At 70.5% G+C, this 13,929-nt stretch carries 13 protein-coding genes; 8 read left to right on the forward strand and 5 right to left on the reverse strand.

Annotation, left to right across the window (positions count from 1 at the left end; genetic code table 11):
* Positions 1-248 precede the first annotated feature (248 nt).
* The 7 genes from AB0N31_RS21665 (at position 249) to AB0N31_RS21695 (ending at position 10,545) form a co-directional block, all read left to right on the forward strand.
* Positions 249-788, forward strand: a complete 540-nt coding sequence (locus tag AB0N31_RS21665) for a hypothetical protein (RefSeq protein ID WP_366060010.1) — start codon at positions 249-251, stop codon at positions 786-788.
* 124 nt (positions 789-912) lie between these two features.
* Positions 913-1,476 (forward strand): GNAT family N-acetyltransferase, encoded by a 564-nt coding sequence (locus AB0N31_RS21670; protein ID WP_366060011.1) that lies wholly within the window; start codon positions 913-915, stop codon positions 1,474-1,476.
* Positions 1,477-1,482: 6 nt separating this feature from the next.
* Positions 1,483-3,006 carry an ABC transporter substrate-binding protein gene (locus AB0N31_RS21675; protein ID WP_366060012.1) on the forward strand — a complete coding sequence of 508 codons (1,524 nt, stop codon included), beginning with the start codon at positions 1,483-1,485 and terminating at the stop codon, positions 3,004-3,006.
* Between the two features lie 3 nt (positions 3,007-3,009).
* Entirely contained in the window at positions 3,010-4,845 is a 1,836-nt protein-coding gene (locus AB0N31_RS21680) for an ABC transporter permease subunit (RefSeq protein WP_366060013.1), read from the forward strand.
* Positions 4,842-6,065 (forward strand): MFS transporter, encoded by a 1,224-nt coding sequence (locus tag AB0N31_RS21685; RefSeq protein WP_366060014.1) that lies wholly within the window; start codon positions 4,842-4,844, stop codon positions 6,063-6,065. The genes AB0N31_RS21680 and AB0N31_RS21685 overlap by 4 nt, the downstream gene beginning before the upstream one ends.
* Positions 6,066-6,336: 271 nt before the next feature.
* The gene (locus tag AB0N31_RS21690) at positions 6,337-8,223 is read left to right on the forward strand and encodes a DUF2075 domain-containing protein (RefSeq protein WP_366060015.1); all 1,887 of its coding nucleotides are present in this window, start codon (positions 6,337-6,339) and stop codon (positions 8,221-8,223) included.
* A gap of 210 nt (positions 8,224-8,433) precedes the next feature.
* On the forward strand, positions 8,434-10,545 hold the full coding sequence (locus tag AB0N31_RS21695; RefSeq protein WP_366060054.1) for a DUF2075 domain-containing protein: 2,112 nt from the start codon (positions 8,434-8,436) through the stop codon (positions 10,543-10,545).
* A 52-nt stretch (positions 10,546-10,597) separates the two neighbouring features.
* Here AB0N31_RS21695 and AB0N31_RS21700 read toward each other — a convergent pair whose 3' ends face one another.
* From AB0N31_RS21700 to AB0N31_RS21720, 5 genes are all read right to left on the reverse strand, one after another.
* Complete coding sequence (locus AB0N31_RS21700; protein ID WP_366060017.1) at positions 10,598-10,726, reverse strand: DUF6408 family protein; 129 nt, start codon at positions 10,724-10,726, stop codon at positions 10,598-10,600.
* Positions 10,727-11,040: 314 nt separating this feature from the next.
* Positions 11,041-11,529 (reverse strand): DUF5710 domain-containing protein, encoded by a 489-nt coding sequence (locus tag AB0N31_RS21705; RefSeq protein ID WP_366060018.1) that lies wholly within the window; start codon positions 11,527-11,529, stop codon positions 11,041-11,043.
* Positions 11,530-11,598: 69 nt separating this feature from the next.
* Positions 11,599-11,844, reverse strand: a complete 246-nt coding sequence (locus tag AB0N31_RS21710; protein WP_366060019.1) for a hypothetical protein — start codon at positions 11,842-11,844, stop codon at positions 11,599-11,601.
* A 28-nt stretch (positions 11,845-11,872) separates the two neighbouring features.
* Positions 11,873-12,367: a hypothetical protein gene (locus tag AB0N31_RS21715; protein WP_366060020.1), complete on the reverse strand. Its 495-nt coding sequence runs from the start codon at positions 12,365-12,367 to the stop codon at positions 11,873-11,875.
* Between the two features lie 4 nt (positions 12,368-12,371).
* Positions 12,372-12,986 carry a hypothetical protein gene (locus AB0N31_RS21720; protein ID WP_366060021.1) on the reverse strand — a complete coding sequence of 205 codons (615 nt, stop codon included), beginning with the start codon at positions 12,984-12,986 and terminating at the stop codon, positions 12,372-12,374.
* 270 nt (positions 12,987-13,256) lie between these two features.
* Here AB0N31_RS21720 and AB0N31_RS21725 point away from each other — a divergent pair, with 270 nt between their 5' ends.
* Positions 13,257-13,844 carry a hypothetical protein gene (locus AB0N31_RS21725; RefSeq protein ID WP_366060022.1) on the forward strand — a complete coding sequence of 196 codons (588 nt, stop codon included), beginning with the start codon at positions 13,257-13,259 and terminating at the stop codon, positions 13,842-13,844.
* Positions 13,845-13,929: the final 85 nt, after the last annotated feature.

Consider the following 13,929-nt stretch of genomic DNA (forward strand, 5'->3'; position numbering starts at 1 on the left):
TACGCGTGAAGGCGGGGCCGTCCGAGCGGTTCGCGGTCGTCGACCGGCGAACTCCGGGCGGCCCTGCCCGGTTGTGTACGCCTGCCACCCCGGGCATCTCTGGTCACACGTTCGGGTGAGGTCACCAGCGGCGGGCACGCTTCGGACCGGCGGCCCGTTTGATCCAGTGACGAGGACATCTCGGTCGCGTTCATCACGCTCATCGTGTTCAACGCATTCATCCTTCATCGCGGCAAACGGGGGCACACATGGGTCTGACTTTCCGTCGCAACCCGGACGGCACGACCACCGGCCGGAACGAGGGGTCGGGTCTCACCGTGACCCACGCCGACGCGGAGGAGGTCAAGCGGCGGTTGTACGAGGACGCCGGGTGGGAGTACACGCCGCCTCCGCCCCCGGTTCCGCCCGGCTTCCACCGGTTCTCCCTGGTGCACGAGGAGTTCGAGGCCGCCGGTTTCGCGGACGAGCGGTACGAGGGCCTGCGGGCGCGTCCGCCGGAGGGGTGCGTACCGGTCGACCGGGGCTGCTTCGCCCTGGAGTGCGAGCGCCCGGGGCGGACGCTCCTGGACGCGGTCGCGGGGACCGTGGCGGAGATCCGTCGCGCGCACGGGCTGGTGATGAACAGCCTGGGCGTCGAGAAACCGCAGGAGTGGCTCGGTGACGACCGGGACGGGCACCCCGGCACAGTCGTCGCGCATCTGCTGCTGATGGCCGTTCACCGCGCCCGCCTGCTCGGATACGGACGCAGGGACCTGGTCCGACTCGTCGACGCGACGGGAGCCGAGTAGCCGGGGAGGGGGAGGCGGGAGGCGGGGAGGGGGAGGGGGAGGCGGGAGACGGTCGGACGGGTCGGGGATGTGCCCTGGTGCCCTAGTGGATCAAGGCGCTCGGCTTAATGCATATGATGTGCAAGTGCGTGACTACTGCGTGAGGCCTGCGGGCCCCGAGGACCTCGACGGTGCCCGAGCCGTCATGCTCGACACCGTCTACCGCGACTTCGGCACCGGCTACGTGCCCCGCTGGCACGGTGACATCGTCGACCCGGCCGCCGCCTACCTGGTGCCCGCCCGGCACACGCTGCTGGTCGCCGTGGACGGCGAGGGGCACGTCGTCGGCACCGGCGCGCTCGATTCCCGCGGGCCCCTGCACCCGCCGAACCCGCGCCACGTCGCCGAGCGCTACCCCTCGGGCGCGACCGCCCAACTGCGCCGCGTCTACGTCCGTCCCGAACACCGGCGTCGCGGCCTCGCCCGGCAACTGGTCGCCGAACTGCTGGCCTTCGCCGCCGCCGACGGCGGATACCGGGCCGTCTACCTGCACACGGACCCGTCCGTCGAAGGCGCCGAAGCCTTCTGGCGGTCCCTCGGCAATGTCGTGCACGACGAGCGTCGGGAACCCGGCGGCGGCCAGGGCATCGTGCACTTCGACATCCCCCTGCACGCCCGGATCCGCACCCCCCACCTCACAGGCCGGTAATCCTCCATGAGCCTCAACCGCCGCCCGCGGCTTCTCGCCGCCCTCCTGCTCACCCCGCTGCTGTCCGCCTCCCTCGCCGGCTGCTTCGCCTCCGGCGGCGGCGACGGCGGCACCGCCGACGCGAAGGAGGGCTCCCGGCTGCGTGTCGCCCTCGCCTTCCCGCCCGCCGAGAACCTCTCCCCGTACGGCGCCGACGCCACGATCCTCAGCCGGCTCGGCGTCACCGAAGGGCTCACCGCGCTCGACGCCAACGGCGCCGCCGCCCCCGCGCTCGCCGCGTCCTGGCGGCGCGAGGACGACCGCACCTGGCTGTTCACCCTGCGCGAGGCCGCCTTCCAGGACGGCACCGACGTCACCCCGGCCGCCGTCGCCGCCTCCCTCACCCACGCCGTCGAGGCCAGGCCCGCCCCGGCCGCGCTCTCCGGCGTGACCCTCACGGCCCAGGCCGACACCGGGGCCGGTGGCGCGGGTGCCGTCCGCGTCACCACGAAAGCACCCGACCCCGTCCTGCCGCTGCGCCTGTCCAGCCCCAGCCTGGCGATCCTCTCCCCGAAGGCGTACGACGCCAAGGGCACGGCCGACCCGGCGGGCACCGCCACCGGCCCCTTCGAACTCACCGGCGTCGAGGGCGACACCAGTGCCCGGCTCGACCGCTTCGACGACTACTGGGGCGGCCGCGCCCAGGCCTCCGGCATCGACGCCCGCTTCATCGCCGACGGCACCGCCCGCGCCAACGCCCTGCGCACCGGCCAGATCGACGTCGCCGAGGCGATCCCCGTCGCCCAGGCCGCCACTCTCGACGCGGGCACCCATCGCGAGACCGCCACCACCCGCACCACGAGCCTCCTCCTCAACGCCCGGTCCGGCGCCCTCAAGGATCCGTTCCTGCGCGCCGCCGCCCGCGCGGCCGTCGACACCTCCGTCCTCGCGAAGAACGTGTACGAGGGCCACGCCGACGCGGGCGCCGGCATCTACGGCCCCGCCGTCACCTGGGCCGCGGGCAAGCGCGTGCCGTCCACCGGGGCCACCCGTCCCGGCAAGCCCACCGGCACCTCCATCACCCTCGCCACCTACGACAACCGGCCCGAACTACCCGAAGTGGCACAGGTGTTGAAGCAGCAGCTGGAGAAGGCCGGGTTCACGGTGAAGCTGACGGTGGGCGAGTACTCGCGGCTGGAGAGCGACGCCCTCGCCGGGAAGTTCGACGCCTTCGTGCTCGCCCGCAACACCCTCGTCGACACCGGTGACCCCGTCGCCGTCCTCGCCGGTGATCACACCTGCGGCGGCGGGTACAACCTCGCCCAGCTCTGCGACAAGGCCGTCGACGCGGCGGTGGCGAAGGCCGAGGGCGCAGCCGACACCGCCGAACGCCAGGACGCCGTGATGGCCGCAGAAGCCGCGATCCTGCGTACCGACGCCGTCGTCCCCCTGGTCCACCAGCGCGTCATCACCGGCGTCGGCCCCCGGGTGAGCGGCGTACTCCTCGACCCCTACGAGCGCACCCTCGTCGGCACCGGGACGCGGCGCTGATCCATGAGCAGCAGGGGGAACGGGGGAAGCAGGGGGAGCGGGGTGGGCGCGCTGCTGTGGCGCGCCGGACTGGCCGCGCTGCTGGTGTGCGGGATCGGGCTGCTGCCCTGGCTCTCGCGCACCGACCCGGCGCTCACGGTGCTCAGGACCCGGTCCGCCGACCGTGACCCCACCCCCGAGGTGCTCGCCGACATCCGAGCCCAACTCGGCCTGGACGAAGGACCTTTGCGCCTGCTCGGCCGGTGGCTCGCCGGCCTGCCGCGCGGGGACGCCGGACACTCGTGGACCTCCGGCTCCGCGGTCGCGCCCGAGGTGCTCGGGGCGCTCGGCGTCTCACTGCTGCTGATGGCGGTGGCCCTGCTCGTCGCCCTCGCCACGGCCGCCGCCGTGTGCGCCCGCACCCTCCGCCTCGGGGCCCGTCGCCGCCTCGCCGGACGGCCGGCCGGCCGCTCGGGTGCGGCGGTGCTCGCCGCGCTGCCCGAGTTCCTCACCGCGTCCGTGCTCGCCACCGTCGTCGGCGTGCAGTGGGGCTGGCTGCCCGCCCTCGGCTGGTACGGCCCCCAGTGGACGGTGCTGCCCGCGCTCGCCCTCGGCCTGCCCGCGGGCGCGGTCCTCGGCCGCCTCCTCGACGACCAACTCCCCGGCGCCTTCGCCGAACCCTGGGCCCTGGCCGCCGCCGCCCGCGGACTGCCCGGCCGTGCCGTCGCCCGCCAGGCGCTGCGCCGCTGTGCGCCCGGACTGCTGCCCAACCTCGGGCTGTTCGTCGTCGGCCTCACCGGCGGCTCGGTCGCCGTGGAACAGATCTTCGACATACCCGGCCTCGGCCGTACCACTCTCCAGGCGGCCATCGCCCAGGACCTGCCCGTCCTCCAGGCCGGCACCCTCCTGCTCGTCGCCCTCGCCGCCGTCACCACGGCCGCCGCACGCCTCACCGCCGGGCGGCTTATCGGCCCCGCGCTGCGCGACGGCGCCCTGCAGAGCCCGCACCGGCCGCCACCGCCACCACGGCCGACCGTCCGCAGGATCCTGCCCCTTGCCTACGGTCTACTGCTGACCGGCGTCATCATGCTCGGCCTGCCCCGCGACCCCCTCGCCCTCGACACCGCCGCCCGCCTCCGAGCCCCCTCCCTCACCCACCCCTTCGGCACCGACGCCCTCGGTCGGGACGTCCTCGCGCGGGTCGCCCACGGTGCCATCGACACCCTGCTGCTCGCCCTCGCCGTCAGCGCGCTCGCCTGGCTCGCCGGCGTTCTGCTCGGCTGCCTGTCCGCGCTGTCCGGGCCGCTCGTCGACACCGTCAACGCCGTCCCGCCCGTCCTCGCCGCGCTCCTCGTCACCGCCGTCCAGGGCGGCGGCGCCGGCACTCCCGTCCTCGCCGTCGCCGTCGTGGCCTGGGCGCCCCTGGCCGCGCACACCTCCGCGCTGCTGCGGCAGGAGCGCGCCACCCTCCACCTGACCGCCACCCGCGCGCTGGGCGCCGGCCGCATGTACCTGCTGAGAAGCGAACTCCTGCCGGCCGTCCTGCCGTCCGTCACCCGCCACGCCCTCCTGCGGCTGCCCGGCATCGCCCTCGCGCTGGCCTCCCTCGGCTTCCTCGGTCTCGGCGCCCAGCCCCCGTCCCCCGAGTGGGGGCTGCTCCTCGCCGAGAACCAGCCCTACGCCGAACGCGCCCCCTGGGCCGTCCTCGCCCCCGCCGCCGTCCTCGCCCTCCTGGGCGCACTCGCGGTGACGGCGTCGGGAGGCGGGACACGGGGGACCCGGCGCCGTACGGCCGCGACGGCTCGGACGGGCGTCGACACTCCGGCCGCCGCGTCGGACCGGCCGGTGGAAGTCACGTGATCGCACCGACGATCGTGCGCGGGGTGCGGGGAAGGGCCCGGCTCTCGCCGCTCCTGCGGCTCCTCATCCTCACGCAACTCGCCTTCAACGTCGGCTTCTTCGCCGTGCTGCCCTTCCTCGCCGCACACCTCGGCGGGGCGGTCGGGATGGCCGGCTGGACGGTCGGGTTCGTGCTCGGGCTGCGGACCTTCAGCCAGCAGGGGCTGTTCGTGGTGGGCGGGGCGCTCACCGACCGGTACGGCATCCGGCCCGTGGTGCTCGCCGGCTGCGTACTGCGCATCGCCGGGTTCGGATGGCTCGGGTACGCCGAGCGGGCCTGGGCGGTCGTTGGGGCGGTGCTCCTCATCGGGTTCGCCGCCGCGCTGTTCTCGCCCGCCGTCGAGTCCGAGGTGGTGCGGCAGGCCGTGGCGTGGGAGGAGTCGGGCCACGGCTCCCGGAGGCGCGTCCTGGCACTGTTCACCGTCGCCGGGCAGGCCGGAGCGTTCGTCGGACCCCTGCTCGGCGCACTGCTGCTGGCGGTCGACTTCCGCGCGGTGTGCCTGGCCGGAGCCGGCGTCTTCGTGTTGGTCCTCGCGGGCCACGCCCGGCTGCTGCCCCAGCACGTTCCCGGACGCGTGCGTGTCCACGTGCGTGGTGGCACAAGGCCATTGCTGCGCAACCGGCGTTTCCTCGCGCTGTGCGGCGCGTACGGTGCCTACCTCCTCGCCTACAACCAGCTCTACCTCGCCCTGCCCGCCGAGGTCGAACGCGCCGCCGGTTCCCAGACGCCGCTGGCCTGGCTGTTCGCGCTGTCGTCCCTGCTGGTGGTGACCGCGCAGCTGCCGGTCACCCGGTGGGTGGGGGAGCGACTCACCCTGCACCGCTCCATGGCGGCCGGGCTGGCACTGATCTCCGCCGGGTCCGGCGTCGTCGCCCTCACGGTGCCCTCCGGGGCGACCGGGACGACGGGGCTGCTGCCCGCCGCCGGGTTCGTCGTCCTTCTCACCCTCGGTCAGATGCTGGTGGCGCCCGCCGCGCGCGCCTGGCTTCCCGACCTCGCGGAGGAGGGGCGGCTCGGCCTGTACACCGGCGCGTTGTCGTCCGTCTCCGGCGTGATCGTGCTGGCCGGCAGCGCGGGGACGGGCGTCCTGCTCGACGGGGGCCTGCCGGCGGCCGTGCCGTGGGTCGTGCTGGCGGCGGTGCCGGCCGGGGCGGTGCTGTTGCTGCCGCGGCGGGGGTAGAGGAGCGCGGAGACTGCCCGACCGGTTCAGGGGCTCCGCTCCCGTGTCTCCTGTCCATTCGGTGACACCGACGGTCGCCCGCTCGTTGCTGGTGATCACTCGTACTGATCCTCGGCTTCGGCCGGTAGCCACCAGCGTCACTGTCGGCACCGCCGGGTAATCTCTGTTCCGTCGTCATCGCGGCCCGACGGGCTTCCGCTCCACTCCGGTGGAGTTTCGAAGGACACGCCCCCACCCGCACGAGTCATTTCGTGCTGCCTGGGGGAAGTCCTTGCTGTTCCGCGAGTCCGCGAAAACGATTGCCGCGCGAGCCCTCGACAGTTCGCTCTACCTCCACCTCACCGAGCAGTTCGTCCATATGCACGGTCACCGCCCCAGTGCCGCGGAGGCCCGCTCCTGGGAGCGAAGCATCCCCGCCCTGGCTGCCGCGCTCAACGACGCGGGCCTCGGTGAGGTCGAGGTCATGCTGGAGTACGCCCTCCCGCTGAACAGCAAGCGCGCCGACGCGGTGCTTGCCGGAGTACACCCCGCCACGGGCGAACCGTCATACCTCGTCGTCGAGCTGAAGCAGTGGAGCCAGGCCGAGCCGGACGAGGACGACCCGGCACTGTGCCGGATCGACGCCTACGCGCACCCGGTCCTCAACCCCATCGAGCAAGTGCGCCGCTACTGCGAGTACCTCGTCAACTTCAACGGAGCGGTGGCCGAGCACCCGGACCGGGTCAGCGGCGTGGCCTACCTGCACAACGCCACGGAGTTCGGCATAGGTGGTCTACGGGCGATCGAAGTCGACGACAGCGGTCAGATGTTCACCGGTGAGCGGCGCGGCGAGTTCATCGACCACCTTCGCGCCAAGTTCAGTGACAAGGTCCCCGGCGCCCGCGCGGCCGACGAACTCCGGGCGGGCAGGACCGTGCCGTCGAAGCAACTGATGTCGGTCGCTGCCCAGGAGGTGCGCGAGCGCGAGCAGTTCGTGCTTCTGGACGAGCAGCAGGTCGCGTACCGCATGGTGCTCAACGCCGTACGCAAGGCCAAGCGGTCCAACCACAAGGAGGTCGTGGTCGTCACCGGCGGACCCGGTACCGGCAAGAGCGTCATCGCGCTCTCCCTGCTCGGCGAGCTGTACCGGCAGGGCGTCCCGGCCCTGCACGCCACCGGATCGCAGTCGTTCACCAAGACGATGCGCAAGGTCGCCGGCACGCGCAAGCGCGAGGTCCAGGACCTCTTCAAGTACTTCAACAGTTTCATGACGGCCGAGCAGAATTCCCTCGACGTCCTCATCTGCGACGAGGCCCACCGCATCCGCGAGACCTCCGCCAACCGGTACACCCCGGCCGCCCACCGCACCGGCAGACGACAGATCGACGAACTCATCGACGTCGCCCGCGTCCCCGTCTTCCTCCTCGACGAGCACCAGGTGGTGCGCCCCGGTGAGATGGGCACCGTGGAGGACATCAAGGCGGCCGCGGCGGCCCAGGGTCTCGACTGCCACGTCGTACCGCTGGAGAGCCAGTTCCGCTGCGGCGGCAGTGATGCCTACCTGCGCTGGGTGGTTCGCCTCCTCGGCCTGCAGTCCGGCGGTCCGGTGGTCTGGGAACCCGACGACCGCATGCACCTGCTGGTCGCCGACAGCCCCGAGGAGATGGAGGAGTTTCTCCAGGCCCGCCGGGATCAGGGCTACGGCGCTCGCATGTCCGCCGGTTACTGCTGGCCGTGGTCCCCCGAACCCAAGCCGGGCGACCCGCTCCCCGCCGACGTCGTCATCGGCGACTGGACTCGCCCCTGGAACCTGCGCGGCGAGCGCTCCGTCTCCGGCGCACCGCCGTCCGCCCTGTGGGCCACCGACCCGGCCGGTTTCGGCCAGGTCGGCTGCGTCTACACCGCGCAGGGATTCGAGTACGACTGGTCCGGCGTGATCATCGGCCCGGACCTGGTCTGGCGCGGCGACCGCTGGATCACGGACCGTACGGCGTCCAAGGACCCGGTCTTCAAGAGGTCCACCCCGGACGACGATGTCGACCGCCTGATTCGCAACACCTACAAAGTGCTGCTGACCCGCGGCATGGTCGGCACGGTCGTGTATGCGACGGACCCGGAGACACGGGCGAAGCTACGTGAACTGGCGGGAGACGCAGAGCGGAAGTCGGCTCTGGTGTGACGACTCCTCCGAATGACGACAAGGCAATCGCGTTTGTCGTCATTCGGCCATGCCGTTCCCGTGGACAGGCCGAAAGGCGCTCGTCGTTCCCGGGACGAGTCGGAGCCTGTCTAAGATCACCGATACCGGTCGCGGCCCGACGGGCTTCCTGCATGGACACGCCCCCACCCGCACGAGTTACTCGTGCCCTGGGGGAACCTCCTCGTGTCCATGCTCCTGCTGCGCTTGTCGGCACGGGACTTGCTTGCTCTGAACGCACGCCGTCGTCTGGTGCCGCACCTGGCTGCCCGCTGGGTGCACTTCCGACGAGGTGAGTCCTCCGAAGGAGAGCGCTCCGCCTGGGCCCAGAGCCTTGTCTCACTGGCAGAGGATCTGGTGACAGCCGGGCGCGGCAACGTCGAGATGATCGTCGAATGCTCGCCGACCGTGGACGAATCCGAAGGACCGCGAGAGGACAAGCAGATCGACGTGGTGCTCGTGGGAAGGCACCCCACGGAAGGCACCCTTTCCGTGCAGCTCGTCGAGTTGAAGCAGTGGTCCTCGGTGACGAGGGTCGAGGCCGCCACGGCTGATCTCGTCTACGTGGCGGGGATCGATGATCCTGTCAAACACCCCGCCCTTCAGCTCAGTGAGTACCACGCGCTGTTCACCGGGCCCACAGGTCCGCTGAACGGGCTGCAGTTCGAGTGCGGTGGTTTCGCGTATCTCCACAACGCCACGGACGAATCCGTCCGTCCACTGCTCGGCGTCGACGCACCCACGGGCCCCTACGCCCATACGTACACGAGTGACACCCGGGCCAGGCTTCTGCTCGACCTTCAGCGTCACTTCACTGCCGAGGACGACTACTCGGCGGCCGAGTACATCCTGCACCGGATGAACCTCCGGAACACGCCGCTTCTCGACGCCATGGTCAACTCGTCCGGCGAGGACACGGTCTTCACCTTGCGGGGACGGCAGAGGAAGGTGGCGGACGACGTGCTCGAGGCCGCGGACCTGATTCTTGACCGCCCGGACCGAGAGGCACTCGTCCCCCGTCCCCAACGTGCCGTCTTCCTGGTCACCGGGGGAGCCGGCACCGGAAAAAGCGCCATCGGTCTTCAATTACGGGCCGATCTCGAAGCCGCCGGCCGAACGGTGAAGTACGCGAGCGGATCGCGGGCCTTCAACGCCGCGATCAAGGAGAACGTCGGGTACACCGAGGCCGAGTTCCGGGAGCGCTTCGCGTACTTCAGCAGTTTCGTGCAAACGCCGAAGCCGCCGCTGGACGTGTTGATCTGCGACGAGGCGCACCGGCTGCGAGACAGGTCCACCAACTGGCGTCTTCCCGCCGAGAAGCAGGGCACCAAGCCGCAGGTGGACGAACTGCTCGACGCATCACGTCTGACCGTCTTCTTCCTCGACGCGGGCCAGACCGTGCGCCCGTACGAGGTGGGTACGGCGGAACTCATCGAGGACGCCGCGCGACGCCACCATGCGGTCTTTCGCCACTACCGTCTGGTGGAGCAGTACAGGTGCGGAGGCAGTGACGCCTACGTCCGCTGGGTCCGAGCGTTGCTCGGTGTGTCGACGCAGCAGGCACACGAGTGGGTCCCGGACGGACTCATGCACATCGAGGTCGTCGATACTCCCGACGAGATGGAGCACATCGTCCGCACCGAGTTCGAGGCCGGCGCGACCGCCCGGATGGTGGCCGGGTACTGCTGGCCCTGGAGCAAACCGGACGAGAACAAGAACCTCGAGAAGGACGTGCGCATCGGTGGCTGGCATCGCCCGTGGAACGCGTCCAGTGAGTCCTTCTGCGCCAACGGCGAGCCGCCGTCGAGGATCTGGCCCGTACACGATGCTGGCATCGGGCAGATCGGCTGTGTCTACACGGCACAGGGGCTCGAGTGGGACTGGTGCGGGGTGATCATGGGCGATGACATGGTCTGGCGTACCGACCGCTGGGTCTTCCGGCGGGGAAAGCAGCGCAAGGACCCGCAAGCAGACGTGATGCGGGTGGCGAAACCGGGATCGCTCGACCCGAAGGTGCGGACGAGCACGCTCGACGACGACGAGTTCGCCCGCTGTGTCCGTCACGCCTACCACGTCCTGCTGACCAGGGCGAGCCGGGCAACCGTGCTCTACTCCACCGACGAGGAGACCCGGCGACACCTCAGGAAACTGGTCGGAGAGACCGACGTGCACGGGCTCCGGCCGACTCAGTCGACCATCCCGCCAGAGCTGAGGATCGCGCGGCACAGTGGGGCCACGCGGAGCCGCAGGGCCCGGCGGGCACAGAGCAAGGCCAAACTGAAGAACGAAATGATGTTGTTCTGAGCCGTCTGCGTGAGGTGGGGTGGCGGGCCCCGGCGCCCGCCACTCGCCTGCCTCAGAAGAGCAGGTGCGCTGCCGACGTCATGGCGGTCACCAACAGGTTGGCGACGACATTGACGGCGACGTCCGCCAGAACCTTACGGAACCGGGCGAAACGTGCAGGCTGGTACTCGACAGGGTCCATACGTGACCACTCCTCGGCGGTGAGCAGGAATGGTGGGGGGACGGCCCACCGGGCATCCACTCACACGCCGTGCGCATGCGCACGGCGATTCACCACCACTGCTCACATGCCGCCGAGCGGCGCATGAACTCCGCACTCGTACCCCTCCGGGAGGATGCGCAGCACAAGTCACCTTACTGCAGACACAGTTGCGGAGTCGCTTGAGTGAGCAACCGTGTCGGTGGGTGTCGGTGGCACGTCTGCCCTCAACGGACGACGGACGACGGACGACGGGCACGCTCGATCCAGCCGTGCGTGCGGCACTCCGGCGGACGTCAGGACGTCGGCGGCAGCCAGCGTGCGGCCTGCTCGCGGCTGACCTTGGCGGCGTCCACGTACCACTTCCGGCGGCCGGGATCCCACCGCGCGCCGAACCGCTTCTTCGCTTCGTCCTTGTCCGCGTAGGGGACTTCGGGATAGAGGCGCTCCTTGTCGGTACGGCCCGCTCCGCCGGTCGTCCCCGCGCCCGTCGTTCGCGGGTTCCACGCCGCCTTCTCCTTCCCGGAACTCGACCCGCCGGTCACCGAACGCAGTTCGGTGACCAGTCCCTGGACGCGTTCCGCCGCCCCATTGGTCATCTGCTCCTGCCGATCGCGGATCCTGACCGTCACCTGAACGCCGTCCACCACTTGCTTCGCGAGGTGCGCCGACCAGGTGCGGACCGGCCGACGGTCGAGGAACGGCGAGTAGAGCTCAAGGGCGCGGGCGGCCCTCGCTATGTCCCACTGGACAGCCGCGGGGACTTCGTCGGCAGGGAAGAACACGGGCCGGGCCAGTTCCTCGTCCTTGTTTGCCCCAATGGGCGGCGGGAGCGTTGGCGAGTCGGTCTACGACTACTGCGAGGCGGGCGGGGAGCAGGAGTTCACCTTCGGTCTCTTCTTCGTGCTGCGGTTGCGGGCGCGTGTGGCCCGTGCACGGGGCGTCTCCTCGCTTGTCTCGAACCCCAGCACGACGCTGTACCCCTCGCGGGCACGCTGCAGCCCGAAGTCCCGCAACTGCTCGACACTGGTTCCCACGGTTCCGACCAGGCCGTGCTTCACCAACTCCGCGAACTCCGAGCCGACGAGGTAGCGGCCCACCCTTTCGTAGCTGAAGATGCGCCCACCTCTACTTCCGAGCGTGCAGTCGTCGTTCAGGAGAACGCGGGCGTACGAGAGGGGGGATGTACATGCCGTGGGCCAGCCCTGAGGTGGGAACTGCCGCGTCCCGCCAGTGTGCGAACTTCAGGAAGCACGCGTCCTGGGAGAGGCGCCACTCGTGGGAGCGTGCAGGTTTCGAACTGAGCTCTGCAACCTGCTCCAAACGGTCCATCTGGTCCAGGAGTTGCTTGTTCACCCGGTATTCCTTGTTCCGGGAGCCCAGGCGTTTGTACTGGACGAGGACGAAACTGTGGGTGGGGTGGTGGTAGTAGATCATGTCCGTGCCCAGCCGGCTCTCGACCGGAGTGGCATTGACGTTGACGACCTCGAGGCGGCGTCCGGTGGAGTCCTCCAGCACGTGAATGTCACATCGCACGTCACTGAGGCGTCGCCAGTCGTCGAAAAGGGGAGCCTCGCCGCCCAGGCCGGCCCGTACGTCGTGGTCGATCAGGCTGTTCTCCACGGGGTCACGGGATGAGCCCCGCGGGGTACGGCGCGTCCCGTGAGGCGGGGCGCCCCCAGGCCGACAGCGCGGAGTGAGGGAAATCGGTCACCCGGGTGAGGGACTGAGCCGCGTCCCTCTGTTCCTGCCACGCACGGTCCGCAGCGTCCTCGACGTCGAAGCGGACCGGGTCGAGATTGGCCAGCAGCCATTCGATGTACCGGGCCAGCTCGGGGTGACTCCTCAGGAGCGCTTCCTGGAGAGCCTGCCAGGTTGTCATGCCGCAGTGTCCCGCGCTTCCGGATAGGGCCTGTTCCACGTGCGCTCGGTGCGTCGGTGAAAGGGCGGCCAAGATCCCGTCGGGACCGTCCAGAGGCACCGGCCGCGGACATCTGCGCATGGGCTCGATGGTGATGCTGCTGTCGACCGGCCCCACGGTGTTGAAGCGCTGAACCGATCCGACCCAGGTGATGAAGCGGCCGTGTTCGGAGAACTCCCCACGGCTGTTGTTCGTGGGATGCGTCCGGTTGTCGCACACCAGAAACGCTAACCGGGTACCGGTGTCTGACGTGTCGAGGCCTGTAGGCAGCCCTTTCGTGAAGCGTTCCGTGAGGAGCCAGTCGGATTCGTTCTCGGCCATCTGGATCGAGGTGAGAGTCACTATGTACGTCACGGGCGGACCCTGTCGACGACGCCAGAACAGCAAGCGCCCGCCCGACCCGACAGGCGCTGCGCGAGTACGCGGGGCTGAGCCGGGGCCGGTTCGGGGAGCGGGGGGATTGCCGCACCCGGTTCGTGACGTTCACGATCGAGGTCTGATCCGTACGCGTACCGGCGACCGGTGTTGATGCGCTCGCCGTCGGGCGTAGTGTGTCCGCTCGGACACGGTTCGTATAACGGGAGGGGACCCGTGAAGCTCACCTACTTCCGCTTCGAGGGCACGCCGCAGGAACTCGACGCGTCCGAGGTGGTCCGCGAACTCCTCCAGCAGCAGCCGGACACGGCCGACACCGCGCGCCGCACGCCCCGGGTGGTCGCCGACCCCGACAGCGACGACTTCGCGGACTTCGGATGGCACGTCGAGGGTGACGTGCCGGGGGTCGCGGACGAGGGGCAGGAGACGGTGAAGACGCAGCTCGCCTTCAACCCCGCCGCGCAGCAGTTCATCGACTTCATGGCGGAAGCCGGCTCCTGGGAGAGCGTCGGAGCGCACGGCATCAAGCGCAAGACGTGGCAGGAGGGCGATCCCCTCGACTATTCCGGCTACCTCCGCCTCCGCCGCAAGGGCAGCCAGTACGGCGGTTTCGCCTACGCCTTCGCGTCCACAGGCTTGATCAACTTCCGTCTGCAGCACAGCGACGAGATCGCGGAGCCGGCACCGGACGCCTATCGGCTCACCACCGGCCATCGCCGGTACAGGGTGAGCATCCAGATCCGCGACGAGAAGACCCTGAAGCAGGCGCTCGCCCTGGCCGAACTCGCCTACAGCGCGACGTGACGGACGGTTTGCCCGTACAGGTCGTTGACCGGGCGGCTCCTGTCGCCCGCGTCGACGGGAGGCGGAACGGGCCGTTTCTTTCGTT

It is taken from the genome of Streptomyces sp. NPDC051051, assembly GCF_040682975.1.
Lineage (GTDB): Bacteria > Actinomycetota > Actinomycetes > Streptomycetales > Streptomycetaceae > Streptomyces.